At 55.8% G+C, this 26,088-nt stretch carries 23 protein-coding genes; 13 read left to right on the top strand and 10 right to left on the bottom strand.

Annotation, left to right across the window (positions count from 1 at the left end):
* Nucleotides 1–108 precede the first annotated feature (108 nt).
* Nucleotides 109–531, top strand: a complete 423-nt coding sequence (locus tag K0H80_RS19200) for a YybH family protein (RefSeq protein WP_220074039.1) — start codon at nt 109–111, stop codon at nt 529–531.
* Here K0H80_RS19200 and K0H80_RS19195 read toward each other — a convergent pair.
* Both K0H80_RS19195 and K0H80_RS19190 read right to left on the bottom strand, forming a co-directional pair.
* The gene (locus K0H80_RS19195) at nt 528–1,334 is read right to left on the bottom strand and encodes an NRDE family protein (RefSeq protein ID WP_220072641.1); all 807 of its coding nucleotides are present in this window, start codon (nt 1,332–1,334) and stop codon (nt 528–530) included. The two genes, K0H80_RS19200 and K0H80_RS19195, sit on opposite strands and share 4 nt — an antisense overlap.
* Before the next feature lie 62 nt (nt 1,335–1,396).
* Nucleotides 1,397–3,019 carry a ZIP family metal transporter gene (locus K0H80_RS19190; protein WP_220072640.1) on the bottom strand — a complete coding sequence of 541 codons (1,623 nt, stop codon included), beginning with the start codon at nt 3,017–3,019 and terminating at the stop codon, nt 1,397–1,399.
* Between the two features lie 228 nt (nt 3,020–3,247).
* On the opposite strand from K0H80_RS19190, the gene K0H80_RS19185 reads away from it, so the two are divergent.
* From K0H80_RS19185 to K0H80_RS19175, 3 genes are all read left to right on the top strand, one after another.
* Complete coding sequence (locus K0H80_RS19185) at nt 3,248–3,841, top strand: YhgN family NAAT transporter (protein ID WP_011867540.1); 594 nt, start codon at nt 3,248–3,250, stop codon at nt 3,839–3,841.
* 167 nt (nt 3,842–4,008) lie between these two features.
* The gene (locus tag K0H80_RS19180) at nt 4,009–6,243 is read left to right on the top strand and encodes an MGH1-like glycoside hydrolase domain-containing protein (protein WP_350354811.1); all 2,235 of its coding nucleotides are present in this window, start codon (nt 4,009–4,011) and stop codon (nt 6,241–6,243) included.
* A gap of 387 nt (nt 6,244–6,630) precedes the next feature.
* Entirely contained in the window at nt 6,631–9,486 is a 2,856-nt protein-coding gene (locus K0H80_RS19175) for an immune inhibitor A domain-containing protein (protein ID WP_220072639.1), read from the top strand.
* Nucleotides 9,487–9,517: 31 nt separating this feature from the next.
* Here K0H80_RS19175 and K0H80_RS19170 read toward each other — a convergent pair whose 3' ends face one another.
* Entirely contained in the window at nt 9,518–10,084 is a 567-nt protein-coding gene (locus K0H80_RS19170) for a chorismate--pyruvate lyase family protein (RefSeq protein ID WP_220072638.1), read from the bottom strand.
* Nucleotides 10,085–10,258: 174 nt separating this feature from the next.
* On the opposite strand from K0H80_RS19170, the gene K0H80_RS19165 reads away from it, so the two are divergent.
* Complete coding sequence (locus tag K0H80_RS19165) at nt 10,259–10,666, top strand: flagellar basal body-associated protein FliL (protein WP_011867536.1); 408 nt, start codon at nt 10,259–10,261, stop codon at nt 10,664–10,666.
* A gap of 43 nt (nt 10,667–10,709) precedes the next feature.
* Nucleotides 10,710–11,918, top strand: a complete 1,209-nt coding sequence (rlmF, locus tag K0H80_RS19160; RefSeq protein WP_220072637.1) for a 23S rRNA (adenine(1618)-N(6))-methyltransferase RlmF — start codon at nt 10,710–10,712, stop codon at nt 11,916–11,918.
* Here the strand turns inward: rlmF and K0H80_RS19155 are convergent.
* Genes K0H80_RS19155 through def form a run of 5 tightly spaced genes read right to left on the bottom strand, consistent with a single transcriptional unit; the run spans nt 11,915 to nt 17,581 of the window.
* Complete coding sequence (locus tag K0H80_RS19155; protein ID WP_220043719.1) at nt 11,915–13,357, bottom strand: TrkH family potassium uptake protein; 1,443 nt, start codon at nt 13,355–13,357, stop codon at nt 11,915–11,917. The two genes, rlmF and K0H80_RS19155, sit on opposite strands and share 4 nt — an antisense overlap.
* A 30-nt stretch (nt 13,358–13,387) precedes the next feature.
* Nucleotides 13,388–14,797, bottom strand: a complete 1,410-nt coding sequence (gene trkA / locus K0H80_RS19150) for a Trk system potassium transporter TrkA (protein ID WP_011867533.1) — start codon at nt 14,795–14,797, stop codon at nt 13,388–13,390.
* A gap of 9 nt (nt 14,798–14,806) precedes the next feature.
* Nucleotides 14,807–16,090: a 16S rRNA (cytosine(967)-C(5))-methyltransferase RsmB gene (rsmB, locus tag K0H80_RS19145; protein ID WP_220072636.1), complete on the bottom strand. Its 1,284-nt coding sequence runs from the start codon at nt 16,088–16,090 to the stop codon at nt 14,807–14,809.
* Entirely contained in the window at nt 16,087–17,061 is a 975-nt protein-coding gene (gene fmt, locus K0H80_RS19140) for a methionyl-tRNA formyltransferase (protein ID WP_220072635.1), read from the bottom strand. Before fmt ends, rsmB begins: the two co-directional genes overlap by 4 nt.
* Nucleotides 17,062–17,068: 7 nt before the next feature.
* The gene (gene def / locus K0H80_RS19135; RefSeq protein WP_011867530.1) at nt 17,069–17,581 is read right to left on the bottom strand and encodes a peptide deformylase; all 513 of its coding nucleotides are present in this window, start codon (nt 17,579–17,581) and stop codon (nt 17,069–17,071) included.
* Between the two features lie 125 nt (nt 17,582–17,706).
* On the opposite strand from def, the gene K0H80_RS19130 reads away from it, so the two are divergent.
* The 3 genes from K0H80_RS19130 (at nt 17,707) to K0H80_RS19120 (ending at nt 20,388) form a co-directional block, all read left to right on the top strand.
* Nucleotides 17,707–18,804 (top strand): LysM peptidoglycan-binding domain-containing protein, encoded by a 1,098-nt coding sequence (locus tag K0H80_RS19130; protein ID WP_220072634.1) that lies wholly within the window; start codon nt 17,707–17,709, stop codon nt 18,802–18,804.
* Nucleotides 18,805–18,892: 88 nt separating this feature from the next.
* Complete coding sequence (dprA, locus tag K0H80_RS19125) at nt 18,893–19,912, top strand: DNA-processing protein DprA (RefSeq protein ID WP_220072633.1); 1,020 nt, start codon at nt 18,893–18,895, stop codon at nt 19,910–19,912.
* A 2-nt stretch (nt 19,913–19,914) separates the two neighbouring features.
* Entirely contained in the window at nt 19,915–20,388 is a 474-nt protein-coding gene (locus K0H80_RS19120) for a DUF494 family protein (RefSeq protein WP_011867527.1), read from the top strand.
* Nucleotides 20,389–20,445: 57 nt separating this feature from the next.
* Here K0H80_RS19120 and K0H80_RS19115 read toward each other — a convergent pair whose 3' ends face one another.
* Nucleotides 20,446–22,266: a collagenase gene (locus K0H80_RS19115; RefSeq protein ID WP_220072632.1), complete on the bottom strand. Its 1,821-nt coding sequence runs from the start codon at nt 22,264–22,266 to the stop codon at nt 20,446–20,448.
* Nucleotides 22,267–22,402: 136 nt separating this feature from the next.
* On the opposite strand from K0H80_RS19115, the gene K0H80_RS19110 reads away from it, so the two are divergent.
* The 3 genes from K0H80_RS19110 to hemF all read left to right on the top strand — a co-directional run bounded on the left by K0H80_RS19110 (nt 22,403) and on the right by hemF (nt 24,556).
* Nucleotides 22,403–22,966: a DNA topoisomerase family protein gene (locus K0H80_RS19110; RefSeq protein ID WP_220072631.1), complete on the top strand. Its 564-nt coding sequence runs from the start codon at nt 22,403–22,405 to the stop codon at nt 22,964–22,966.
* A 102-nt stretch (nt 22,967–23,068) separates the two neighbouring features.
* Entirely contained in the window at nt 23,069–23,626 is a 558-nt protein-coding gene (gene tsaC / locus K0H80_RS19105) for an L-threonylcarbamoyladenylate synthase type 1 TsaC (protein ID WP_220072630.1), read from the top strand.
* Between the two features lie 18 nt (nt 23,627–23,644).
* A complete protein-coding gene (gene hemF / locus K0H80_RS19100) occupies nt 23,645–24,556 on the top strand; it encodes an oxygen-dependent coproporphyrinogen oxidase (protein ID WP_011867523.1) in 912 nt (303 codons plus the stop codon).
* Between the two features lie 56 nt (nt 24,557–24,612).
* Here the strand turns inward: hemF and K0H80_RS19095 are convergent, their stop codons facing one another.
* The gene (locus K0H80_RS19095; RefSeq protein WP_220072629.1) at nt 24,613–25,041 is read right to left on the bottom strand and encodes a group II truncated hemoglobin; all 429 of its coding nucleotides are present in this window, start codon (nt 25,039–25,041) and stop codon (nt 24,613–24,615) included.
* Nucleotides 25,042–25,217: 176 nt separating this feature from the next.
* On the opposite strand from K0H80_RS19095, the gene aroE reads away from it, so the two are divergent.
* The gene (gene aroE / locus K0H80_RS19090) at nt 25,218–26,057 is read left to right on the top strand and encodes a shikimate dehydrogenase (RefSeq protein ID WP_258406140.1); all 840 of its coding nucleotides are present in this window, start codon (nt 25,218–25,220) and stop codon (nt 26,055–26,057) included.
* Nucleotides 26,058–26,088: the final 31 nt, after the last annotated feature.

Here is a 26,088-nt window from a genome sequence, read left to right as displayed (position 1 = left end):
AAATTAGGCTCTACTGAATCGGTCTAACGAGGCATTTTTATAGAGAAGATAATGCCTTAGTGAACATTTATTATATAATACAACTAATATTTCCCTCTGGAGAGGATGATGCATAAAAAAGGATGGATTTTACTGCTCCTGCTGCTGGGACTCCCGGTGCAGGCGGTACCGACGGACGATATTGCCAATATCCTGCGGGAGCAGGAGGCGGCCTGGAATCGCGGCGATCTGGATACCTATATGCAAGGCTACTGGCAGAGTGACAAGATGCGTTTCGTCTCGGGCAATAAATTCCGCTATGGCTGGGCCGAGACGCTGGCGGCCTACAAGAAAAACTATCCCGATAAGGCGACCCTGGGGCAGCTCAAGTTCACCATAGAAGAGACCAAGATGCTGAGCAACTATGCCGCCATCGTCGTGGGCCGCTGGCAGTTGACCCGGGTCAAAGACAAGCCCAACGGTGTATTTACTCTCTTGGTGGAGAAGATAGACGATAAGTGGGTGATCACGCACGATCACTCGTCGGATTAGGCCGTTTTAGGCGACTCGCCGTCTACTTCGGCCCCTTGTTCGGGGCCGGTCTCGAACTTAAACACCTGCCTGCCCAGGTTTCTCCCCTTACCATCGTACCTGACCTCGACAAACTCACACCTGCCCTGTCTGTCTCGCAGCAGGATGGAGGTCGAGCGGGTGCCATATTCCGGATGCTTGATATAGATGGAGGAGAGCAGCCGCTCCCATTCCAGAGCCACGCCAGTTTGCGGCAGATCCGCATCGGGTGCCTGTCGCTCGTCTGTCATTATGGTCAGCAGGGCCTGAATATCTATCTCGTCACTTTGGGTGATCTCCCGCTCCAGGGCCTGGGTCCCCTTGGCCATCTTGGGCCAGATATCGTCGAGGGCGCCGTTGCTGATGGCATGAAAGCCTGGTGACAGCGGCTTCACCGTCTTGCTGACGCTGTGGTAGCAGTAGAGTTCCAAGTCTTTCCCGAACAGCAGGTTGAAGGGGTTGTAGTGTTGGCTGTGCTCCCTGAGCCAGCCCGTGGTTATGGTCTGGGACTGGGTCAGCGCCTTGATCACCAGATCGCCCCGGCTGTGACGATTGGCCTCGTGCAGCTCAGGAGCGCGAATGTTGGTGAGCGCGGCAATTTCGCCCTGGCGATTCATTCCGAGCCAGCTGCCACCGGCCTCGAGATCTTTGCCTGCCAGCAGCCTATTGTCAGGGGGCCAGAAGTGGGCCGGCTCTGTGGGTCTGTGGTGAAACTCGTCCCGATTGGCACAGAGGATCAGTGGATACTGGGGATGTACCTCGAGGGCGACGAAGAGAATGCACATGGATGGCTCCAGAGGGGGCGTTTGTCTCTAACTTAGCCCCCCGTGGCGAGAAAAGCTATCCCCTAGTGCTGGCCGTGCTCATGATGATGTGTGTGCTTGTGCTCATGGCTGTGCTTGTGTTCATGACCGTTAGCAGGTTCATGGCTGTGGTCATGACTATTCGTATGCGCATGGCTGTGATCATGAGCCTTAGGCTTCCACAACATGATGCGGGCCATAAACTTTCGCGGCCCAAGTCGTAGCAGGCTGGCGGCAAATAGCATGGCGACCAGTGCCAGACTCAGTTGGTTGACCGTCTCGGGCAGGCTGAGCAGCCGGCTCCATTCAGGGATCAACCAGTGGGTGCCAAGCAGACAGAGGCCGATCACCCCTGTGAGCGCCAGCCGTTGGGTCCAGTCCATCAATTTCAGCTGTGCCAGGTTGAAGACGGGTGCCGCCAGCAACACCAGCATCACGGCTTCCATGGTCCAGCCGCTGTAGGCCAGCGCCAGCGCCAGTACCGCGCCGCCGAGATTACAGAAACGCATCGGCAGAAGCAGCAGGAGCAATACGCCAACCTGCACCAGAGGTGAGGTGAGGGGCACAGACGGGTGGCCGATAAGGTTGGCCAGCACCAGGCTGAGGATGATCCAGGGGGCGCTGCGATCCACCAGGTGGGCGAAGCCGAAGCGCCAGGCGGAGTTAGGTAATCCCAGATGAGGATCCGTGGGTTCGACTCGGGTCATGGTGAGTAAGATCCCCACCAATGTCAGGCCGATCAGCTGGATAAATGCCAGGCTAGGCCCAAGTAGTAGCAGAGTGATCACCAGCGCCTCTGGCCCCGCCAGGCGTTGCAGCCAGCGCTGGCTCAGGCGCTCATGGTGAGGTGACAGGCCAAACAGGTAGCGCATCGCCGCCAGGCTATAGCTCAGCAGGAGCACTGGCGCCAGGGTCAGCAGCCAGTCCAGCAGTTGATCGCTGCTGTGGCTGTGTTCGTGATGATCGTGGCCGCCGGAGTCGAACGCCAGTAGCACAAACAGCAACGCGATACCCAGCAGGCTGCCGATGCCTGCCTGATATTCATACTTACCCTGCTTGTCGTCTATGGTGTGACCATGGGGTTGATGCAGCACCACGTGCAGAATCGAGCCGGTGACGAAGGCCTGCAGATAGACGGTGTTGTCCAGGCTTAGCTGCGCCAGCAGCTGCTCGCCGGCGAAATAGCCCACGCCTGTCAGCAGCATCATGCCGCCCAACACTATGGATGCCCAGCGACTACCGACTTGAGGCTTGAGCAGCCACCAGATCGCCAGCCCCACAGGCAGCCGATGCAGAATCACGCCAAGAGCCAACAGGCTGGAGTTACCGTCCTGCTGGGCCAGCACCATGGCGCCGCCGTCGGTGAGAGTGTGTAGCAGGAGTCCGCCTATGCCGAGTGTCAGGGTCAGGTTATGGGTGACTTCTGAGTAGCGGTGAAACAGGCGCTCGCTCAGGGTCGGGCCCCAGAGGCCGACGACAACAAACAGCAGGGAGAGGAAACCGCCGTGCTCCAGGAGCTCGGGCAGGATATGGATCAGCACCAGGCCGCCAAGGGACACGAAGATGAAACCATCCAAGCCTTTTTGCAGACCTGTCCCCGTCGTAAAGAAACGATAGAAGAGTGGGCCTAACAGGAGTGCAATACAACTGGCGACGAGATAGTACATATAAGTGTTAACAAGGGAGCCTAGAAAGCCAGCTAGTATATCAGTCTTATGTCTGCCAATCGAACAATTAACCCGAGGGGAAAAAGAATTTACATGGCGCGCGCCCGATGGCGCCCCCGAGGACGGCGGAAAAACCTGGGAAGAGTGTCGATTTTGTTATCTTAGCTACTGATTAATATTGTCATTAAGTTATACAATATAGGTTCAACTTTTGACGAATATTGAGCTATGGACATCTTTTCTGCTGCGGTAATGTTGTTTTTGATCATGGACCCCCTGGGGAACTTACCCATTTTCGCCTCGATTCTTCGTCATATCGAACCTAAGAAGCGGCGCAAGGTGCTGGTGCGGGAGCTGATCTTCGCGCTGATCATCATGCTGCTCTTCCTGTTTGCCGGTGAGGCGATTCTCAGCTTTCTTAACCTGAGATCTGAGTCGGTCAGCATAGCCGGCGGCATCATACTCTTCCTCATTGCTATCAGAATGATCTTCCCCCAGCCTGGCGGCGTGGTGGGGCTGGCAGCCGGTGAAGAGCCCTTTATCGTGCCTATGGCGATCCCCCTGATGGCTGGTCCCTCCGTGTTGGCGGCGCTTATCCTGCTGGCCCATACCGACAGCTCGCGCATGATGGACTGGACCATAGCCCTGTTTGCTGCCTGGGTAGCCAGCGCCGTGATTCTGCTCTTCTATAAGCTGTTTACCAAACTTCTGGGTGAGAAGGGGCTGACGGCGGTGGAGCGCCTGATGGGTATGGTGCTGGTGATGATCTCTGTGCAGATGTTCCTCGACGGCGTGGCCCAATATATCGCCCACGCCAGCTAAGAAAATCTTAGGTAAGGGTTGGGCACTCGCCGAACTGGCCTGCGCTTAACCCTTCTGGCGCGTCTAGCGAACTCCTTACCGCTTGCCTGAAATTCAATGACTAAGGGCCAACACTCAGCCTGAGAAGAAGAGATCTCCTTGCATCTGGCAAGCGACTCTGGAATGATTTGAATATTGTATTCAATCAACCCTTGAGTGATCCCATGACGCGTCTGCCTGCGCTATCTGTTCGCCGCCTCCTGCTGCTTTCTCTGTCTCTTCTCTGCTCTCTGTCCTCTGTTTCTTCGGCGCAGGCCAGCGAGTATCGGGATCTGCTCAACTACCGGGGAACCCCAAATACTATGGAGCAGCGGGATCCACAGGGCAACCTGACGATTCCCGCCGTCTACATGGACCAGGGCGCCTGGCATGGTTTTCATCTGCCGGACTCGCCCGCCTACTATGGCGGCTTCACCGGGCCGCTGTTTATCGCCCAGGAGTACAGCCTGCATCTGAGCGATAGTCTGCAGAAACTGCAGCTGTTTTCCGGGGAGTCTGGTCAGAGTGTGGATCTGTCCAAGGCGGAGCAGGTTGAGATCTATAGCGAGCCCTGGGGACTGGTGCAGCGCTTTCGTTTCAAGGATCTTGAGCTCATCACCACCCTGGAATATAGCGATAATCGCACCGCCATCGTCTCGACCAGGCTGATTAACCTGAGTGACAAGCCAGGTTCCTGGCGTCTGAGCTGGTCGGGCAGCCCCTTTGCCACTCATCCCAAACTGAAACAGTATCGCTTGGTCGATAAGCGGCTGCTGAGCGATAATGCCGTGACTTGGCAGTTTACCCCCATAGATCAGACCTGGCAGATGCAGCTCGACGATGCCAGTTACCGGCTGGCGTTTGAGCAGGCGCTAACCCTATCGACCGAGGGACCCCAGGGCTATCGCGCCGACAGTGGGCTGCTGACCCTGGCACCGGGGGAGGCGACTGTGCTACGCGCCGCCCACCAGTATTTTCATACTCAAAGTGATGCCAGGCACGCGGCTAAGCTTGACTGGCCTACTGTGACAGCGAAGCTTGTGGCCAATCGGTCCCGGTGGCAGCAGCGGCTGGATAAGCTAGTGCGTGGTGGCGATCTTCCGGCCAGGCGCCTGGCCGCCAAGGCCATGATGACCCTGCTGCACAACTGGCGCAGCCCGGCGGGCGCCCTGCTGCATGATGCCGTCACCCCATCTGTGACCTATAAGTGGTTCAACGGTGTCTGGGCCTGGGACAGCTGGAAACAGGCGGTGGCGCTGGCGCAGTTCGATGTGGCGCTGGCCGAGTCGAACGTGCTGGCGATGTTTGACTATCAGTTCGATGCCAAGGACCCGCTGCGCCCCGAGGATGCGGGCAATCTGCCCGACGCCATCTTCTATAACCCCGATGCCAGTCGCGGCGGCAAGGGGGGCAACTGGAATGAGCGTAACGGCAAGCCACCATTGGCGGCCTGGGCGGTATGGCAGATCTACCAGCAGAGCCAGGATAAGGCGTTGATTACCAAGCTCTACCCTAAGCTGGTCGCCTACCATGAATGGTGGTATCGCAATCGAGACCATAACCACAACGGCCTGGCGGAATATGGCGCCAATCGACATCCTCGCCATGGTGAGCCGGGTAAGCCGGACAGGGAGGCAGTGATTGAGGCGGCGGCCTGGGAGTCGGGCATGGATAATGCGCCGCGCTTCGACATGGGCGATGGGCTCGAGGTGCTGGAAAATTATGATGCTAAGGGGCGACTGCTGGGTTACTCCATCTCCCAAGAGTCTGTGGATCTCAACAGCTACCTGTATGCGGAGAAGGGCTATCTGGCGCAGATGGCCGAGTTACTGGGCTTAGATAGCGAGGCAGCGGTTTGGCATGAGCAGGCGGCCCGCCTTGGACAGCTGATCCGCAGCGAGTTTTTCGATGAGCAGAGTGGCTTCTTCTACGACAGACGCATAGCGGGTGAGCGTTCACGTTTGATGATCGCCGAGGGCAAGGGGGTCGAGGGCTGGCTGCCGCTGTGGGCCGGCGCCGCCAGTCAGGCTCAGGCGAAGCGGATGATCGCTACTCAGCTCAATGCTTCGAACTTCGGGACTAAGCTGCCCTTTCCTACTGTGAGCGCCGACAATTCGGCCTTTGCCCCGCAGCGTTACTGGCGCGGCCCCGTCTGGCTGGATCAGGCGCTGTTTGGCCTGCAGGGAGTCTCCCGCTATGGCCAGGACGAGCTGGCGCGGCGCCTCGCCACTCAGCTGGTGAATGAAGCCGAAGGTGTACTGGGTGATAGCCCCATTCGGGAAAACTATGATCCCCTGACCGGAGACGGGCTGCACTGCACCAACTTTAGCTGGTCCGCCTCTGTGCTGCTGCTCATCTATCGCAGCTGGCTCAGCACTGATTGAGGCAGAGAGAAGAGATAAGAGATAAGCGTGGCGTGGCGATTGGCCGTGCTTCTCGCTATTTAGCCGCTGACCTATACCTCTTTAGTGAAAAATAGCACTTTTACTCTACTCTACAGGGAAAAATACTGTTAATGTCTTGTAGTGGACCTTGGGTGTTGTTGTTACGTTTGCCGCTAAGTGGGCGTTAACACCCGTCTGGCCGAGTCTTCGGCCGCTTAACTCACGCGTTTTTGTGTCGATTTTTATTGGCAATCTAAATGCCTATAGCGATGAGTTAGCCCCCTTCCCAAGTCCCCACTAAAATTATCTAAGTTAGGCAGCCTTAGGGTCACCCAGCGGGGAAGGCGTTCCGTTTGGGGATAAATATAGGCACAAGGAATTTTTAGCATGAAGAGACAGTATTATGCCGGTGCGTTGTCCGCATTGAGCCTCTCCCTCCTGCTGATTGGCGCGTCGGTAAATGCCGCCCCGATCACCATGAAGGAAGTGACTGGCGTGGCCGACGCCGGGGTGATTAACGAGCAGCAGATCCTCTATTGGCTGGTGAAACGTGGTGAGTTGGCCAGTGATGCCAGCGAGGCGGAGAAGCGCGCCGCAATTAAGGCCTACACCCAGAGAGCCAAGGGCTATCAGGAAAAAGGCGGTCAGGTTCAGGCCAAGCTGGAATCTCAGCAGAGTATGCGTCAGAAGACCCAGCAGAAGGCGCGGGTGATGTCCTTCGTGACGCCCCAGGCCGACGCCGATGTGACTAAGACGGTGAAGGTACTGGGTGTGCTGATCGACTTTCCCGATCTGCCCCACGACAACAACCGCCTGACAGCCGCCGATACGCCCATGTATTATTCGAGCTACCCTGTCGCCCACTATCAGGATCTTATGTTCTCGACGACCGGCTTTGCCGGCCCTCAGGGGCAGAACCTGTTGACTGGGTATCAATATTATCAGGCAGAATCTGGCGGAAGTTTCTATTTCACCGGTAAGGTCTATGGCTGGTATACCGCCAACCAAAATGCGGCCTATTACGGACAGAATGACCCTAACAACGACGATGACGACAAGGCGGTACCCGAGTTGGTGAAAGAGGCGGTGACTCAGGCGCTGGCCAGCATGACGCCCAGCGAAATCGCCTCCTTCGACGTGGAAGACCCTTACGATCTCGATGGCGACGGTAATCTCAATGAGGCCGACGGCGACATAGACCATGTGATGCTGTTTCACTCCAGCATAGGCGAAGAGGCCGGTGGTGGCGTCTTGGGTGACGATGCTATCTGGTCGCACCGTTACTTTGTCTACGAAGGCAATTCGCCTGGCTATGAGATCCCTGGCACGGGCAAGAAGGTGTTTGGTTACACGGTTCAACCCATAGATGCGGCCGCCGGTGTGGTCGCCCATGAATTTGGCCACGATCTCGGCCTGCCTGACGAGTACGACACCAGCAACAGCGGCGACGGTTCGCCCGTGGGCTCCTGGTCTATCATGTCTGGCGGTAGCTGGACCGGGGATATCCCTGGCAGCCAGCCGACAGGCTTTAGTCCCTATGCCCGCTCTTATCTGCAAAACAAGTATAAGGGCAAGTGGATCAACGAGACTCAGGTGGATCTGGCCGCTATCCCGACGGGTGGTCAGGAGGTACAGCTGGCCGAGGCCGTCAATGCCAACCAGGTGAACCAGATCTCTATTCCTCTGCCTTCGGACAATATTCCCTTCAAGCAGCCCTATGCCGGCAGCTATCAGTACTATTCCGGTCAAGGTAATCTGCTGAGCACTGCGGCCTCCTTTAGCCTGGATTTCCCGGCGAGCAGCAGCCTGACGCTAAAGATGAAGGCGCACTGGAACATAGAGACAGACTATGACTATGTGCAGGTGAAGGTGGGCGATGTGGCCTTAGCCGGTAATCACACCAAGGCCAGCAACATCATCAATAACGCTAAGAACATCATTACGGGTAAGTCTTCCGATGTGGCGGGTGCCGAAGGCGCCGATTCCTGGGTGGAGCTAAGCTTCGACCTCAGTGCCTATGCGGGCAGCAGCGATCGTCAGATCAGCATCGTCTACTTCACCGATGAGGCGGTGGGCGACTATGGTTTCGTGTTCGATGAGCTTAAGGTGCTCGACGGTGAGTCGGTTATCTACAGCGACGGCGCCGAGGAACCAAATACCATGGCGCTAAACGGTGGCTTTGCCAGAATCGATAACACCCGTCCAGGCAAGCCGCGCCGCTACCTGGTGCAGCTGCGCAGCTACAACGGCGTCGATGCCGGATTGAAGAGCCATGCCTACGAGCCGGGTGTCTTGCTCTGGCTGGAGAACTTCAACGAGTCTGACAACAACTCCAGCAAGCATCCAGGCAGTGGCCTTATTGGTGTGGTCGATGCCGACCAGGACTTGATCGGCACCAATGGCACGGCGACCCAGATCCGCGATGCCACCTTTAGCCTGTATAACCAATCCACCTATTTTGGTGACAATCATCTGGCGGGCAACAGCCTGTTTGATGACAGCCAGGATTATAGTGCGCCACTCAAGCCGCAGGCGGGCATCATACTGCCAGAGCTAGGCCTGACCATGGAGGTGGTTACCCAGAGCCAGGATTCCAGCAGCGCCAAGGTACGCTTCGAGTATTCGGGCACTGTGACGCCTCCGCCAGCGCCTGGGGCATTGAGCGCTTCTATCACTAAGACACAAGAGGGTGCGAGCGTCAGCTTCAGCGCCAATGTGACTGGTGGCGACGGCAGCTATCAGTATGCCTGGGCCTTTGGAGTCAGCGGCGCTGCTAGCACCCTGGCGGCGCCAACCTATGTGTATCAGGCATCGGGAAGCTATCAGGTCACCCTGACGGTGACAGATGGCGCCGGTGAGTCGGTCACAGCCAACACTCAGGTGACGGTCGTCATCCAACCGGTGGCGGATTTCAGTTATAAGGCCAGCGATCTGACGGTGACCTTTAGCAACCTGTCCAATCAAGGGGTTGGTTCGCTGAGTTATGCCTGGAATTTCGGCGATGGGCAGACGAGCACGGCCGCCTCGCCGACACACACCTATGGTGCGGCGGGTAGCTATACAGTGACTTTGACGGTAACCGATGAGGCCAATAATCAGGCGAGCAAGAGCCTGACGCTGACGGTGACCGCTCCCGTGGTGCAGCCGCCAGTTGTCGAGACCAAGCAGGATTCGGGTGGTGGTAGTCTGGGTTGGATCAGCCTGTCATTGCTGATGCTCCTGGGACTGCGCCGCCGAAGCTAAATAAAAAAACGCCTCACTAAGAGGCGTTTTTTTATGCCAGCCGGTCGATGAGCTGGCGGGCCTTGGGCAGGAAGATCTCGCTGACGATCAGCTGCTGGTCTCCATGGCTGAAGTAGCGTCTGCGGCCCCACAAGGGATGGTGACTCTCCTGCTCGAGCGAATCGATCAGTTTGGCGAGGGAGTCGCAGGCGGTAAACTCGCCGACCTCTATCTTGCCCGGGGTGAAATCGCCACTGGTGAACAGCAGCTCGCCCAAGGGGCGGGTGCCCAGAGAGAGGAAGTTATCCTGGGCGCTGTCCATCATGGCGCCGGGCACTAGCGTGCGGGCAAATACCCAGGGGATGCCATCCAGACAGAGCAGCACCTCACGGATCCAGGCTTGCCCCTGGTGGGGCAATTCGCCCGGGAAGGGAGGCAACATGGCCTCGCCTAACACCTTGACCTCAAATTGGGTGCAGTGAGACTTGAGTTTTTGGGTTAAACTACCGGAAGCTAATAGCCACTCCCTGAAGGGGCTCGGTGGCAGCTGGGGAATTTGATCCGGTGAATGCCATTGAATGGATTCACCATAGGGGAAGCTTAACCTGGTCACACTCATTAAATTCTCGGTACAATACTCAAAAACGTCAGCAGTTTATCACGACGAGGCTTTGATGTCGGTAATTAAAGCCTTGAGTACTAAAGCATCTAAGTATCGGTGCCGTTAATAAGGTATCGCCTGGCTGAAAAACGAGGGTTGACCATCAAATCATGAACGGAGTATTCGTCTAATATGAAAAAGTTTGCGCTGCTGTGCCTCATGCTAGTGACCAGTGTACTGAGCCTGGGGGCGTATGCCGAAGAGGAAGAGGTGGTCGATACCTACGCCTATTACGGTTTCGAGCCCGATATTGTGACTAACTATATCTCCAATCGTAAGAAGCTGGGCTTTGTGAAGATCAGTGTCGAGCTTATGGTCAAGGTGCCGGAAGATCTGATCGTGCTTGAACATCACGACCCGCTACTGCGCGCCGCCATCATAGAGATCTTAGGGGCGCAGACCGAAGATAAGGTGAAGTCCTTGACCGGCAAGGAGGAGATCCGCCGCGAGTGCTACGATACCCTGAATCGTCTGCTGGAGCAGGAGATAGGCAAGCCGCTTATCGTCAACCTGCTGTTTACTAAATACCTGTACGATTAATGTGTTATGGGCTGCATGCCGTGCGTGCAGCCAGGATCCCCTGATGACCCTGTCTCGAAAGCCCGCGCGCCCCGGCGCCAAGAAAGTTGTTTCTCAAGAGCCGTCTGCTAAGGCCTCAAGGCCAAAGCCTTCGTCTCAAACTAAATCAAAAGCTCAGCCAAAAGCTAAGCCAAAAGCTAAGCCAGAATCGAAACCACAAGTAAAATCACAAGTAAAACTACAAGCCAAGTCTAAGCCAGCTGAGGGCAAGAGCCAGGGGGCGAGCAAGGGCCTGCACCCTTGTAATCTCCATGGGCAGGGCTATGACTTCGAGGCGCTGATGGATACCACGCCGGAGCTAAAGCCCTTCGTGCGTCCCAATCCCTATGGCAACTTGTCAATCGACTTTGCCGACCCCAAGGCCGTGAAGCTGCTTAACCTGGCGCTGCTCAAGCTGCATTATGGATTGAGCTATTGGGATATTCCCGAGGGATTTCTCTGCCCGCCTATCCCGGGGCGTGTGGATTACCTGCACTATCTGGCGGATCTGCTGGCCGAATCGACTCCTGGGAGCAAGGGGGGTAAGCGCAAGCTGCCTAATGTGACGAGAGCGCCCAAGGGGGAGCGGGTGGTCGCCCTGGATATCGGCACAGGCGCCAATGGCATCTATCCACTGCTGGGACATCAGGTCTACGGTTGGCGCTTCGTGGCAAGTGATATCGACCCGGTGTCCCTTAAGAATGTCGAGCGGATCATAGCAAACAACCCACAGCTGGCGGGCAAGCTAAGCCTACGCCACCAGTCAGATTCGAAACAGATCTTTACCGGTGTCATCACGTCCGAGGATAGGTTCGATCTGACTCTGTGCAATCCGCCATTTCATGCCTCTTTGGCCGAGGCAAGCAGAGGCAGCGAGCGTAAGCTGAAGAACCTAGCAGCCAACAAGCGAGCCAAGGGCCATGAGGTGGCGCGGAGTAAGGAGAAGCTGAACTTTGGCGGCCAGAAGGCGGAGCTCTGGTGCGAAGGGGGAGAGCAGGCCTTCCTTAGCCAGATGATCCGTGAGAGCCGGAATTTCGGCTCGCAGTGCCTCTGGTTTACCTCTCTGGTGTCGAAGAAGGAGAATCTTAAGCCCTGCTATCGTCTGCTAGAGCTGGTGGGGGCCAAGCGGGTAGAGACCCTTGAGATGGCCCAGGGTAATAAGCTGACCCGTGTGCTGGCCTGGACCTTCCTAACACCTGAGCAACACCGCCTCTGGGGCCAGTACCGCGTCTAGTATTTCCAGAAGTTAGGGTGGAAAAGCACCGCCACCGTCAGGATCTCCAGACGCCCCAGCAGCATGCCGATGGCCAGCGACCACTTGGCGATGTCTGGCAGGCTGGAGAAGTTCCCCGCCGGACCGATCACTGGCCCAAGCCCTGGGCCCACATTGGTCACCGCCGTCACCGCACCGGTAAAGCTGGTGGTCGGGTCGAGTCCGGTAGACACCAAGATCACCGACAAGAGCACTATCACCAGCATAAACAGCAGGATGAAGGTGACCAGGGAGCGCACGATATCTTCTGTGATGGGGCGCCCGTTGTAGCGCTCCTTGAAGATACCGTTAGGGTGGAACTGTTGCTTCAGCTGCTCACGCATGATGGCAATGGCGATCTGGAAACGGAAGATCTTTATTCCCCCAGAGGTAGAACCCGAACAGCTGCCGGCAAACATCAGGAAGAGGAAGGCCACGTTGGCCACCGCGCCCCAGGAGGTGTAGTCGGTGAGGCCGTAGCCTGTGGTTGTCACCACCGAGACCACGTTAAAGCTGGCCAGACGCAGGGCGTCGGCCGCCGTCATATCGTGTCCATGCCATAGCCAGAAGGCCAGGCTGCAGGAGACGAATGCCAGGAAGATGAGGTAGCCCTTCACCTGGGCGTCGTTCCAGATCCGCAGCGAACGCTGGGACAGGCTGTGAACAAACATCAACAGGGGTAAGCCGCCGGCTGCCATGAAGATGGTGCCGACCCAGTGGGCGGGCTTAGAGAAGGCCGCCATGGAGCTGTCTGAGGTGGAATAGCCGCCGGTGGAGAGTGTGGTCATGGCATGGTTGATCGCCTGAAACCAGGTCATCCCCGCCAGGTGGTAGGCCACACCGCAGCAGACCGTCAGTATGATGTAGACATAGAAGAGGTGCTTGGCCATATCCTGGGTGCGAGGCACCGCCTTATCGCTCCAGTCCGAAGACTCGGTGCGAAACAGCCGCATACCGCCCACGTTGAGAAACGGCAGAATGGCCACCGCCATCACGATAAAGCCTATTCCCCCCAGCCATTGCAGCAGCGAGCGCCAGATCAGAATACTGTGATCCATGGTATCCAGGCCAGACAGCACGGTAGAGCCAGTGGTAGTGATCCCCGACATGGTCTCGAAGAAGGCGTCCGTGTAGTTGATGCCGTGATAGAGGGTGAAGGGCATGGCCGCAAACAGGCTAACGATAAACCAGGTCAGGCTGGTAAGCAGAAACATATCGCGGATATTGAGACGGATGTTTTCACTCTGCCCTTGATGCATGCAGGCGCTGGCGCAGGTGCCAGTGATCAGCGAGGCGATCATGAAGGCGCCCACCGTCTCCTCGCCATAGAGTAGGGCGAAGAGCAGCGGAAAAAACATAAAGGCGGTCAGGGTCGACAGGAACACGCCTAAGATAAAGAGTAGCGGCCGAAAATTTAGCATCGCGATTTAAGTCTTGGCTTCTTGAGTAGCTTAGAAGAAGAATGCACTAGGCTGGAACAGCTTTTCAACTTCACCGATAAATTTCTTGTTCACCAGGAACAAGATCACATGGTCGCCCTGCTCGATGACCGTCTTATCGTGGGCCATCAGCACCTCGTCGTCGCGGACGATGGCGCCTATGGTGGTACCGGGTGGCAACTTGATCTCGCTGATCTGCTTGCCCACCACCTTGGAGGTGCTGGGATCGCCGTGGGCGATGGCTTCGATTGCCTCGGCGGCGCCGCGTCTCAGTGAGTAGACGTTACAGATATCCCCCTGACGAATATGGGTTAGCAGCGCCGAGATGGTCGCCTGTTGCGGCGAGATGGCGATATCGATATTCGCCTCCTGGACGATATCCACATAGGCTTCACGCTGGATCAGCACCATCACCTTCTTGGCGCCCATACGCTTGGCCAGCAGAGCCGCCATGATGTTGGCCTCGTCGTCGTTGGTGACCGCGATAAATACGTCGGTCTGGTCGATATGCTCCTCGAGCAGCAGCTCCTGATCTGAGGCGTCACCGCAGAATACCGTGGTATTTTCCAGCTTCTCAGACAGCGCCTCGGCGCGATCCGGTCTGTGTTCGATCAGCTTGACCGCATGATTACGCTGTAGCTGCTTGGCCAGTCCCAGGCCTATGTTACCGCCGCCGGCGATCATGATATTGCGGTAGGAGTTGTCCAGCTTCTGCATCTCACTCATCACGGCGCGCACATGGCGACTGTCGGCGACGAAGAATACCTCGTCGTCCGCCTCAATGATGGTGGTACCCCTTGGCATGATGGGACGGCCCTGTCTGAAGATGGCCGCCACACGGGTGTCGATGTTTGGCATGTGCTCGCGCAGGGCTGCCAGGGCGTTACCCACTAGCGGGCCGCCATAATAGGCGCGCACGGCTACTAGGCTTAGGCGTCCCTCGGCAAACTCCAGTACCTGCAGGGCGCCTGGATATTCCACCAAGCGACGTATGTAGGAAGTAACCAGCTGCTCGGGGGCGATCAATTCGTCTATGATGAAGCCACCACGAGGTCGGTTCTCGCTCTGCTTGGTCTCGCTGTCGATAAACAGCTTGTCCCGCAGTGCCAGATACTGCTCCGAGCGGATACGGGCGATCTTGGTGGGGGTACCATAGAGGGAGAAGGCAATTTGGCAGGCGGCCATGTTGCATTCGTCGCTATTGGTAACAGCAATTAACATATCGGCGTCTTCGGCGCCGGCATCCTTGAGGACACCAGGGTGGGCACCGTGGCCCAGCACTACTCGCAAGTCATACTTGTCTTGCAGCGAGCGCAGCCGGTCGCGGTCATTGTCGACTATGGTGATGTCGTTGTTTTCACCAACCAGGTTTTCCGCTAATGTGCCGCCGACCTGACCCGCACCTAATATGATAATTTTCATAGCCTAACGTTATCCCTTAACCAAGCGAGCGTAGTAAAACCCATCCATATCGTCTTGGCCCGGCGTGATTTGCCAGCCAATGTCATCGCTGTTTTGTTGTTGTGCGATTGGAATCAGGGTTGCGTCTTGGGTTCTCGCTAAGAACGCCGCGATCTGCTCGGCGTTCTCTTGCGGTAAAATTGAGCATGTAGCATACAGGAGTGTGCCACCGGGTTTAAGCCACTGCCAGCAATGATCCAAAATTTGTGACTGCAATGTGGCTAGCTCTTCGATGTCGGCCTGCTTTCGTAGCCATTTTATGTCCGGGTGACGGCGGATCACGCCGGTGGCCGAACAAGGCGCGTCCAGCAGGATGCGATCGAACTTATCGCCCTGCCACCAGGTGTCTATCTTGGCGGCGTCGCCGTGCACCAGCTTGGCCTTGAGGCTTAATCTGTCGAGGTTCTGCTGCACCCGCTCGAGGCGTTTGGCGTCGAAGTCGACCGCCACCAGATCTATGCTGGGTTCACTCTCCAGCAGATGACAGCTCTTGCCGCCGGGGGCGGCGCAGGCATCGAGAATCAGCTCATTTGCTTCGGGGGCCAACAGACTGGCGGCCCATTGCGCCGCGCCATCTTGTACCGAGGCGGCGCCATCGGCAAAACCTGGGAGCAGGCCGACATCTTTCGGGCTCTCCAGTAGTATGGCGTCATTGCTCGCACCGGGTGTGGCCGCTATCTCCTGCTCGTCGAGTAGCGCCAGATATTGCTCTCGGGTCTGGGATAACTGATTGTTGCGCAGCCACATGGGCGGACGTTGATGGCTCTGGGCGATCACCTCTTGCCAGCTATCTGGGTAGGCGGCCTTGAGGCACTTGATCAACCAGGCTGGGGTGTTAAAGGCCAGGGTCTCGTTGTCCTCGGGCAGCGGCTTCTGGTTGCGCTGCAGGTTGCGCAGCACGCCGTTGACCACCTTGACCAATCCCTCGAATTTGAGCTGGCGACAGGCCTCGGCGGTTTCCGAGATCGCCGCATGGCCGGGGATACGGGTGAAATAGAGCTGATAACATCCCACGAGTAGCAGCTGATGTACGATGCGCTGCTTGCCCTTGAGCGGCTTGCTCATGCAGTCGCTCACCAGCTTATCGAGCTGGGGCAGGTGGCGCATCACGCCATAGCAGAGCTCGGCTAGTAGGGCCTTGTCTTTCCCACTGGTGAGTCTTTGCTGCTGTTCGGGCAGGGCCACGGACAGTGAGACTCCTTTCTCTAATACCTGGAAGACGACTCTGGCCGCGAGGGCTCGCAGGTTCTTCATGTCTGCGCCTCATCTGCTGAGGTGACGCTTTGTAATTGGGTGCCCGGGGTAAACCAGTCGCCGCGGGCGTTAAGCACGTCGGCCACCGGCATGGCTTTCTTGCCCGGCAGCTGAATGGTTTCGAGAACCAGCGCGCCTTCGCCGGTGGCGACCGCTATGCCCTGCTTGTCGGCGCGGATGATGGTGCCTGGGGCCTGTTTATCCGCCTCGTCTGACACGCTGGCCTGCCATACCTTGATTGCCGCATCCTGATGGGGGAAGTGGCTCGCGGGCCAAGGGTTGAAGGCGCGAACTTCACGCCAAAGTTGCTCGGCCGGTTTGCGCCAGTCGAGCTGCGCCTCCTCTTTGCTAAGCTTCTCGGCGTAGTTTGCCAGGGCTTCATCCTGTGGCTCAGGCGTTAGGCTGCCTTCGGCGAGGCCTTTTAGTGCCTGGATCAGGGCGCTTGGTCCCTGCTCGGCCAGCTTTTCATATAGGCTGGCGGAGGTGTCGCTGTCTTCGATCGGCAGATGGGTCTTGAGCAGCATGTCGCCGGTATCCAGACCTATATCCATCTGCATTATGGTGACGCCGGTTGCTGTATCGCCGGCCCACAGGGCGCGCTGAATCGGCGCTGCGCCGCGCCAGCGAGGCAGGATGGAACCATGCACATTGATGCAACCCAGTCTTGGGGTATCCAGTACCACTTGAGGCAAGATAAGGCCATAGGCGACCACCACCATGATGTCGGCGCCGAGAGCGGCGAGCTCTGCCTGGGCGTCTTCGTTTCTCAGGCTCACGGGTTGGTAGACTGGGATATCATGCTCGAGTGCCAAGGCTTTGACCGGGCTGGCCTGTAGCTTCTTACCACGGCCCGCGGGTCTGTCTGGTTGGGAGTAAACCCCGATTACCTGGTGCTCTGAATTGATTAAGGCTTGTAGATGGCGGGCGGCAAAGTCTGGCGTACCCGCAAAGAGTATCTTGAGTGGTTTCAAATGAGGCTTATCCTTGTTTGGCTTCGAGGCGCGCGGCTTTTTCGAGTTTCTGTTTGATACGCTGACGCTTGAGGGGCGAGAGGTAATCGACAAACAGTTTGCCATTGAGGTGATCAAGCTCATGTTGCAGACAGATGGCGAACAGGCCATCAGCCTCTAAAGTGAACTCGTTGCCATCTCTGTCCAGCGCCTTGATGGTGACAAACTCGGCGCGATCGACCTTGGCATAGATGCCGGGCACGGAGAGACAGCCCTCTTCGTTGCAAAAATCGCCACTTTTTTCGATTATCTCTAAATTAATGAAAACCTTAGGGCGTTCTACGTCATCTTGCAGGTCCATAACGATCAACTGATGATGATAATCTACCTGGGTGGCTGCCAGACCAATTCCCTTCTCTTCATACATGGTTTCGAACATATTATCGATTTGTGTCTGAAGCTCAGCGTTAAATTCTGTAATGGGCTTCGCAATCGTGCGTAAGCGCTCATCGGGAAAGCGTAAAACTTTTAGTAAACTCATACATAAACTCTTAACAAGTCTGTCAAATTCGAGACAGTTGGTTATACTGACTTAGGCTAATGGGTTAATTTTAATCCTTAGTGGCATTCAATAACAGTAAAAGCTCTATATAAAGGGCAAACAGCATGGATACCCCCATGAAACGACTAATTTTACTCGGTTTAATGATTTTTAGTAGTTCGTTTGTTGTCGCGGATACCTTGACATTGAAGTCTGGCCATCCCGATTCGTATGTGGTGAAGAAAGGGGATACCCTTTGGGACATCTCAGCCCAATTTCTCAAGGACCCCTGGCGCTGGCCCAAGCTCTGGGGCGCCAACCCACAGATAGCCAACCCTCACCTTATTTATCCTGGAGACAGACTGACCCTGGTCTTTATTGACGGTGAACCCAGATTGGTGGTCAAGCCTCATATTCGTAAGAGCCCCGAAGGACGTGTCCTGCCTAAAGGCGGCGCAATTCCCGCCGTGGATCTCAGCCTGATCCAGCCTTATCTGGTGCAAAACCGAGTCGTTGATGGCGAGTGGTTCGATGAGCAGCCTATGGTCATGGGGGGCGAGAGCGAGTCTAAGCACCATGTGACTGACGATGTTATCTATGTTCAAGGGGAGCTGACTCTTGGTGACAAGTTTGGTGTCTATGCCAAGGGGCGTCAGTTTGAAGATGCCGAATCTGGCGATGATCTGGGGCTGGAGGTGATTCTGACCGCCAGCGGCCGGGTCATAGAATCGGGCCCAGTGTCTAAGGTGCGTTTGCTGAGCAATATGCGCGAGACCAAGGCGGGTTATCGTGTGCTGCCTATCGAAGATGATTCGCTGATGTCAGCGTATTTCATGCCTAAGGCAGCGACGACGCCTGGCACAGTGCTCGCCTCTGAGAAAGATGTGCGCGCCATGGGTAAGTTAGATGTGGTCTATATCGACCGTGGTAGTCAAGACGGCGTCGAGCCTGGCCATGTGTTCTCCATCTTCCGCGATGGCGTTGAGGTGGTGATCGATGGTGACGGCAAGCCGGTACAACCTAAGGATCGTAGCACCTATGAGGAACTGCTGGCCAGTATTTCGTCTGATAATGCCACCAAGATGCCGGATATCTATCGCGGTAAGCTGATGGTATTCAAGGTGTTCGACCGTGTCAGCATGGGGCTTATTCTGATCAACGAGAAGCCCGTGCGCGTCCATGACAAGTTGCTGCAACCGGATACCCTGTTAGCGAGCGAATAGTGCCATCGACGACAAGCTGGTCGACTGGCTAGTTGTTTCTGCAGTACCCGGGTTAGGACCGGCCCGGGTAAAACAATTATTAAACTACATGGATGTAGCAGAGCTCAGGCAAAGGCTGGAGCATGAACCCGATGCCTTACCTCTGCCTGAGCGCCTATTGACGGCTAAGCTGTCCCCTGATTTTTCTTTGGTCGAACAGGCGCTAGCTTGGCAAGACGCCGCGCCTCGCCATCATATTCTCTGTCCCCAAGATACTCTCTACCCCAGCCTGCTACAGCAGATCAACGACCCGCCGCCGATTCTCTTTGTCAAAGGCGATCCTAATGCCTTGGTGCATCCCTGTATCGCCATGGTGGGTAGCCGCGCCGCGTCTCAGTCGGGATTAGCTGCAAGCTATCAACTGGCCCAGGAACTCGCCGCTGCCAAAATTGCGGTGACCAGCGGCATGGCGGCCGGCATCGATGGTGCGGCCCATCAGGGGGTATTAGATGGCGATGGTATAACCCTGGCCGTGTTGGGCACAGGCATAGAGGTCGTCTATCCAAAGCGCCACAAACCCATCTACGAGAAGATCCAGCAGAGAGGCTGTGTACTCAGTGAGTTCTGGCCTCAGATGAAACCCTATGCGGGTAACTTCCCCAAGCGCAACCGCCTCATCAGCGGGCTCTCGCTGGGCGTACTCGTGGTCGAGGCGGCGCGAAAGAGTGGCTCGCTGATCACCGCGAGATTGGCGCTGGAGCAGGGCCGTGAGGTATTTGCCGTGCCGGGCAATATCCTGGCTGGGGATCATCAGGGCTGTCATGATTTGTTACGAGATGGTGCTAAATTGGTGGAGTGCGCCGCCGATATTATCGAAGAGGTTGCAGCTTTATCAAAATTTCACCTTGAAGAGTTGCATCGTCGTCACCATATAGGGGAGGAGTTAGCTTCTGATTTGCCATTTGCCTCACTGTTAGCTAGTGTAGGCTATGAGGCCACACCATTAGATGTGGTGGTCGAGCATAGTGGAAAAACGATAGAGCTAGTATTAGAGCAGTTGCTTGAACTTGAACTACAAGGTTGGGTTTCAGCTGTACCCGGTGGTTATATAAGACTTAAGAGGAGCTAGCCATGTTCGATATCCTCATGTATCTATTCGAAAACTATGTGCACAGTGAGGTCGAGTTACTGGTCGATGAAGACGAGTTGACCCAAGAACTGACACGCGCTGGTTTTCATCAGTCAGCGATTATCAAGGCCTTGTCCTGGTTGGAACACTTGGCATCGCTACAAGAAAGTGATCAACCCTACCTATGTAATCATGATCAACACTCCTTCCGTATCTATACTCAGGCCGAGATGGAGAAGTTAGATGTCGAGTGTCGTGGTTTCCTGCTCTTCTTAGAACAGATCAAGGTGCTCAATGTCGAGCTGCGCGAGATGGTAATCGATCGCGTGATGGAACTGGACGAGCCGGCGCTGATTCTTGAAGACCTTAAGTGGGTGATCCTCATGGTGTTGTTTAATGTGCCGGGCAACGAGTCCGCCTATGAGCAGATGGAGGATCTGATCTTCGAGCAACCCGATGGTCGGCTACATTCCTAATTGACTCGATTCGGATTTAAAAGAAAGGAGGCTTGAGCCTCCTTTTTTAATGGCAAGCTAAAAGTGTTGATGCGTCTCATTTAATTTAAGATGGGTTGGCATCAGGTAGTCACGATAGGCGTAACGATTAAGCTTATTTATCTTGGGCGTCTTATCCGTGTCATGCTCCTCAAATTGGGCAACCTGTTCGGTTAGCCAGTTTGAAAAAGCACTTTGCTGCTCTGAGAGTTCATCGAGCAGCTTCTCATAGCCCTCAAAATAATCTGTCTTCAGGTAATGGCTGAGACGCACCAACTCTTCTGGGTGGTGCTCGGCCAAGAAGCGGATGGCCATGTAACTCCACTTATAGGTTCTATCCAGACCATCCTTATATTCGGTGGCGAAGATGGTCTTGAGATCCGGCGCCTCATCGAGTTTTGCCTTGATGACCTTTAGGGTCGATGGATTGTCATTGCCCTTGGAGACGTACTCGGCCAACCCTTCCGACCACCACACCAGCTTGCGCGGGAAATGGCCGAAGCCGCCATATTTCACGAAGCGGCCGTCGAGATAGTGCACATATTCATGATTCAGGTTCCAGATGGCAAACTCGGGCGCGATCCAAAACTGGCGATAGGCGAAGAAGCTGGCCTGATTATTGGGATTTGACGGCGTGCCTTCGATATACATGCCGCCGTTATCAGTACTTATGTCGAACAGCAGCTGGCCGTAGGCGTTGTATTGGCTCCAATTCTTGAAGGCCACTACCTGCAGTGCGTCATTGTTATCGTTGGCGGTAGGCTGGTGCTGAGTCTCGAGTAGTCGATGAAAGTTGGCCTCCTGTGAGGTGAGCTTAGTGCAGCTGGTACTCAGCTCATCTGGGGTGAGATCTTGCGCCAGGATATATAGGCTATCCGAACATTGATGGCGTATGGGTAAGACTTGTGTCAGCTTTGGGATCTGACAGACACTGCTGCGGGCCTTGCAGGCCTCCAGGCCGGCGAAGGCGTTCACATGATAGCCCAAGGTATAGGTGGTCTTGGCGGCCTCGCCCCGTTGGGCGACATCTTGCTCGGCGAGTCTTACCATGGCATCGTCCAGTGCCTGTTCGGCCGGGGTGAGCTTGCCCTCTTCGCCGCTGGGGAGTGCTAGGCGGTAGAGGCCCAGTGCCCAATAGGCATTGGCTCTCGGCCAGTCTTGCTGACCACGCAGGCTTAGTGCAGAGGCGGCAAAGTCGAGCAGGGGCTTATCCAGTTCGGCGGCGATCAACTGCTTATTGAGTGCGCCATCGGGCTGTTTGCGCGCGACATTCAGCAGCATGCCATAGGCTCTCAGTGTCTCCCACAGGGCATAATCTGCTGCCTGACTAGGCGCTTGCTTTGCGGCATGTTGTAGTTGCCGATCAAGTAGGGGGAGCAAGCTAGCAAGCTGCTCGGCGCGCTGGGCATTGCCTTTGTCATCCTTGTCATCAATTCCATAGTAACGATACAGGGTTACCGCGAAGTGTTCTTGTAATCTGGGCGCATGAGCGATCAACTGACTATTGCCAAGTTGGCTCAAGGCATCTGTCAGAGCGGTATATTCGGTATCGGTCAGCTTATCCATGGGGCCGAAATAGCTAAAGGCCCTTAGGTAATAGAGCAGGGCATCTAGGCTCGCCTCATCCTGGCTCTGCATGATGGCTTGTAGTGCCTTAGCTAAGCTGGCGGTATCGAGAAAGGGGTTGTCATGGCTGAAGAGCTGCTGTGACGGTAAGGCGCTTAGCTCATTGATAAAGGCCGAGTCTATCTGTCTAGGGGTTATCTTTTCTGGGGCTATCTGTCCTGGTGCAGTGACGCTGCAGCCCACCAAGAGGCTGTGGCCGACGAGCAAGATGGCGCAGAGGGATTGGCGCAACATAGGGTCTCCTTGTTATTTTGCATACAATATATTTCAATCCCACAAAGAAGACTAGCTATAATTAAGTGCACATTCGATTCCCAAGGCGCTGTAGAGCTTGGTAAAATAGCTAGAGTCACCGGCTGTCGAGAAAACCATGTCTAAGATAGATGATCAACTGTTTAGTTCACACGAGCATGCACTGGAGAAAGAGTATGAACTCTGTCCTAAGTGTGGTTGTGAGCTGTCGGTGAAAAACAGTAAGCATGGTGGATTCATCGGTTGCAACAACTACCCCAGCTGTGACTACACCCGGCCTCTGGTGCATCATGAGTCGATCGAGACTCAGGTGATCGAAGGCTCAGAGTGCCCAGAATGTGGCGCCGAGCTGGCAGTAAAGTCGGGTCGTTTCGGTATCTTCATCGGCTGCACCCGTTACCCTGATTGTAAGCATATCGAGAAGCAGGATCAGGAAGACCCCGCCGAGGCCGTCACCTGTCCCAGCTGTCATAAAGGGGTGATGGAGCATAGAACCAGCCGCTTCGGCAAAAGCTTCTACGCCTGTAGTGCCTATCCTAAGTGTAAGTTCTTGGTGAATTATCCGCCCGTGCAGGAAACCTGCCCCGATTGCGGTTTCGGTATCTTAGTCGAGCGCAAGGGGGCCGTCGGTATGCGCCTGGAATGTCCACAAAAGAGTTGTAAGTACAAGCGCCCGCTATAGGGCCTGTTTATCCTTTGCCGCCATTGTTCGTATTAGCTTTGTCTGTATAATCTCGACCCATAGGGTCAAGTCGACCCGTTGAACACAGAAAGGTAAGGCGACATGTTACAGCAAGATCCCGCTGCCCTGGTTGAAACGGTACTGCAAGGAGGCGTCATAGCCTATCCGACCGAGGCCGTTTATGGGCTGGGTTGTGACCCCGATAACGATGAGGCAATTCAGAAGCTGCTGGATTTAAAGCAGCGTCCATGGCAGAAAGGTTTGATCTTGGTCGCCAGCGATTTCAATCAGTTAACGCCCTATATCGATAGCTCTGTCCTCACCGAGGCGCAGTTGCAGGCAGCTTTTGACAAGTGGCCCGGCCCCTTTACCTTTATCATGCCGAAACGCCCCGGGCTATCCAGTCTGTTGAGTGGTCAGTTTGACTCCCTCGCCGTGCGTGTCTCTAATCATCCTGGCGTGCAGGCGCTATGTCAGGCGCTGGGTAAGCCCATCGTCTCGACCAGTGCCAACCTGACCGGGGAAGAGCCCGCCTTGACTCCTGAGGAAGTCATACGTCAGTTTGATGGCAAGATAGATGGCCTGGTGGCCGGTAGCCTGGGCGCCGAGCCTAAACCATCGACCATCATAGATGTGATCAGCGGAAAGATTTTACGATAACCATAGCAAGGAATTTTTATGAAGCCTGATGCCACTCAAGTCAAAGCATTCTTACTCGACCTGCAACAAAGGATCTGTGAAGGCCTGGAACAACTCGATGGCGAGGCCAAGTTTGTCGCCGACTCCTGGGAGCGGGAAGAGGGCGGTGGCGGCACCAGCCGCGTATTGACTAAGGGCAAGGTGTTTGAGCAGGCCGGAGTAAACTTTTCCCACGTGACAGGTGCGGCCATGCCTGCATCGGCTACCGCTCACAGACCCGAGCTGGCTGGACGCAGCTTCGAGGCCATGGGCGTCTCCCTGGTGATCCATCCCAACAACCCCTATGTGCCGACGACCCACGCCAACGTGCGCTTCTTCATCGCCGAGAAAGAGGGGGCGGATCCCGTTTGGTGGTTTGGCGGCGGCTTCGATCTGACCCCTTACTATCCGTTCGAGGAAGATGTGGTGGCCTGGCATCAGAGTGCCAAGGCATTGTGCGAGCCCTTCGGTGAAGACGTTTACCCTAAATATAAGAAATGGTGCGACGAGTATTTCTTCCTGCCCCATCGTAACGAGACCCGTGGTGTCGGCGGCCTCTTCTTCGACGATCTTAACGAGCCTGGGTTCGAAAACAGCTTCGCCTTCATGCAGGCTGTGGGCGAGGGCTTCCTGAAGGCCTATGCCCCTATCGTCGAGAAGCGTAAAGAGACGGCATACGGTGAGCGTGAGCGTGATTTCCAACTCTATCGCCGCGGCCGCTACGTGGAATTTAACCTTGTGTATGACAGAGGCACACTATTTGGCCTGCAGACAGGTGGTCGTACCGAGTCTATCCTGATGTCTATGCCGCCGCTGGTGCGCTGGCAGTATGCCTATACCCCTGAGGCGGGTAGCCCAGAGGCCAAGCTTTACAGCGATTTCCTCAAGCCGCGAGAGTGGTTAGAGGCGTAAGGAATATCACAAAGGGCTCAAATGAGCCCTTTTTTAATCAGGACAATGGCAATACTTTATTGGTTGCGCATATGGTCGGCGAGCGTCGAGATCGCCTGGTAGATGGCTTCCCTGTGTTGCGGCTCTTTAATCTCTATCGCCAATGCCCGCTGCATGCAGAGTAGCCATTGATCACGCATCGTCTCGTCTATGCTAAAGGGCATGTGTCTGGCGCGCAGGGCCGGATGCCCATGACGTTGATGAAACAGCTGGGGGCCACCCAGCCAGCCGCTGAGAAATTCAAACAGCTTCTGTTCCGACTCGGCAATGGGGGATCTATGCATGGCCAGCAAGGCCTGGGTATCTGGGCTGGTCTGCATTTGATGGTAAAACTGCTTGGCAAGCGCGCGGATCACCTTCTCGCCACCAATTCTGTCATAGGCGTTCGATTGCTGAGGATCGCGCTCGGCCGAAGGCTTAGCCATCATCTTTTTTAACCACTTCATCTGACTCTCTCGCGGGCTCTGTTTTACTGGGTCTTGGTATCATGCGGCACACTAGCCGATTCTCCGGTCGCAATCAATCCAAGTTTCCCTGAAGAGATTGCATGCTGACACCCTTTGCTTCACCGAAAAAGCTCAGTAGACTGAGTGCAATCGAATCAAATAGAGACCATATCCCCATGACGCAGCAGGTGCAAGACAGATACGCCGTATTTGGTCATCCCATAGGGCATAGCAAATCCCCGGCTATTCATCAGGCGTTCGCCAAGTCGACGGGCGAGTCGCTGCAATATGAAGCCATCTTGGCGCCCCTCGATGGTTTCGCCGAATCTCTGCAAGCTTTCTTCGAACATGGTGGCAAGGGGGCCAACGTGACCCTGCCGTTCAAAGAGCAGGCCTATGCCTTGTGTGATTGCCTGGGTGATGAGGCCAAGCTCGCCGGCGCCGTGAACACCCTCACTCGCCTGGCGGATGGCCGCATCAAGGGCGACAATACCGATGGCTTGGGACTGGTGGCGGATCTCGAGCGTCACCTTGGTAGCCTGTGCGGTAAGAGTGTCTTACTCATCGGCGCAGGTGGCGCGGCGCGCGGCGCCATATTGCCGCTACTGAATGCCGGTATTGACTCTTTGACAATACATAACCGTACCCATAGCAAGGCGGAGCAACTGGCCGATGCATTTAAGGCTTATGGCCAGGTAAAGGCCAGTACCTTGGCTCAACTGACCCATAGCTTCGATATAGTGATCAACTCAACCTCAGCCAGTTTGAGTGGCGAGCTGCCGAATCTGCCTAAGGCGATTATCGCCGCCCATAGCGTCTGCTACGATATGATGTATGGTCGGGATCTCACCGCCTTTAATCGCTGGGCCTTAGACCAAGGGGCGAGTCAGACGATCGATGGTCTGGGGATGCTGGTGGGACAGGCTGCCAAGAGCTTCGCCATCTGGCGCGGTGTAGAGCCCGCCGTCGAGCCCGTACTGGCAACGCTGCGTAGTGACCTCGCGGCGCAGGTGTGATAAGCACTCATATCGATTGGCAACAGGAGTA

The organism is Shewanella aegiceratis (genome assembly GCF_019457495.1).
In the GTDB taxonomy this organism is placed as follows: domain Bacteria; phylum Pseudomonadota; class Gammaproteobacteria; order Enterobacterales; family Shewanellaceae; genus Shewanella; species Shewanella loihica.
Note: the sequence above shows the minus strand (reverse complement) of the source record. Positions and strands in the feature narration are given on the sequence as shown.

Excerpts from the sequence above, each read along its gene's own strand:
- trkA (WP_011867533.1), bottom strand. The coding sequence starts at position 14,797 with ATGAAAATTATCATATTAGGTGCGGGTCAGGTCGGCGGCACATTAGCG.
- K0H80_RS19190 (WP_220072640.1), bottom strand. The coding sequence starts at position 3,019 with ATGTACTATCTCGTCGCCAGTTGTATTGCACTCCTGTTAGGCCCACTC.
- rsmB (WP_220072636.1), bottom strand. The coding sequence starts at position 16,090 with ATGAAGAACCTGCGAGCCCTCGCGGCCAGAGTCGTCTTCCAGGTATTA.
- K0H80_RS19110 (WP_220072631.1), top strand. The coding sequence starts at position 22,403 with ATGTCTAAGATAGATGATCAACTGTTTAGTTCACACGAGCATGCACTG.
- K0H80_RS19130 (WP_220072634.1), top strand. The coding sequence starts at position 17,707 with ATGGATACCCCCATGAAACGACTAATTTTACTCGGTTTAATGATTTTT.
- K0H80_RS19170 (WP_220072638.1), bottom strand. The coding sequence starts at position 10,084 with ATGAGTGTGACCAGGTTAAGCTTCCCCTATGGTGAATCCATTCAATGG.
- K0H80_RS19185 (WP_011867540.1), top strand. The coding sequence starts at position 3,248 with ATGGACATCTTTTCTGCTGCGGTAATGTTGTTTTTGATCATGGACCCC.
- def (WP_011867530.1), bottom strand. The coding sequence starts at position 17,581 with ATGAGTTTACTAAAAGTTTTACGCTTTCCCGATGAGCGCTTACGCACG.
- K0H80_RS19095 (WP_220072629.1), bottom strand. The coding sequence starts at position 25,041 with ATGAAGTGGTTAAAAAAGATGATGGCTAAGCCTTCGGCCGAGCGCGAT.
- tsaC (WP_220072630.1), top strand. The coding sequence starts at position 23,069 with ATGTTACAGCAAGATCCCGCTGCCCTGGTTGAAACGGTACTGCAAGGA.
- K0H80_RS19195 (WP_220072641.1), bottom strand. The coding sequence starts at position 1,334 with ATGTGCATTCTCTTCGTCGCCCTCGAGGTACATCCCCAGTATCCACTG.
- hemF (WP_011867523.1), top strand. The coding sequence starts at position 23,645 with ATGAAGCCTGATGCCACTCAAGTCAAAGCATTCTTACTCGACCTGCAA.
- dprA (WP_220072633.1), top strand. The coding sequence starts at position 18,893 with ATGGATGTAGCAGAGCTCAGGCAAAGGCTGGAGCATGAACCCGATGCC.
- K0H80_RS19200 (WP_220074039.1), top strand. The coding sequence starts at position 109 with ATGCATAAAAAAGGATGGATTTTACTGCTCCTGCTGCTGGGACTCCCG.
- K0H80_RS19165 (WP_011867536.1), top strand. The coding sequence starts at position 10,259 with ATGAAAAAGTTTGCGCTGCTGTGCCTCATGCTAGTGACCAGTGTACTG.
- K0H80_RS19120 (WP_011867527.1), top strand. The coding sequence starts at position 19,915 with ATGTTCGATATCCTCATGTATCTATTCGAAAACTATGTGCACAGTGAG.
- K0H80_RS19155 (WP_220043719.1), bottom strand. The coding sequence starts at position 13,357 with ATGCTAAATTTTCGGCCGCTACTCTTTATCTTAGGCGTGTTCCTGTCG.
- aroE (WP_258406140.1), top strand. The coding sequence starts at position 25,218 with ATGACGCAGCAGGTGCAAGACAGATACGCCGTATTTGGTCATCCCATA.
- K0H80_RS19115 (WP_220072632.1), bottom strand. The coding sequence starts at position 22,266 with ATGTTGCGCCAATCCCTCTGCGCCATCTTGCTCGTCGGCCACAGCCTC.
- K0H80_RS19175 (WP_220072639.1), top strand. The coding sequence starts at position 6,631 with ATGAAGAGACAGTATTATGCCGGTGCGTTGTCCGCATTGAGCCTCTCC.
- rlmF (WP_220072637.1), top strand. The coding sequence starts at position 10,710 with ATGACCCTGTCTCGAAAGCCCGCGCGCCCCGGCGCCAAGAAAGTTGTT.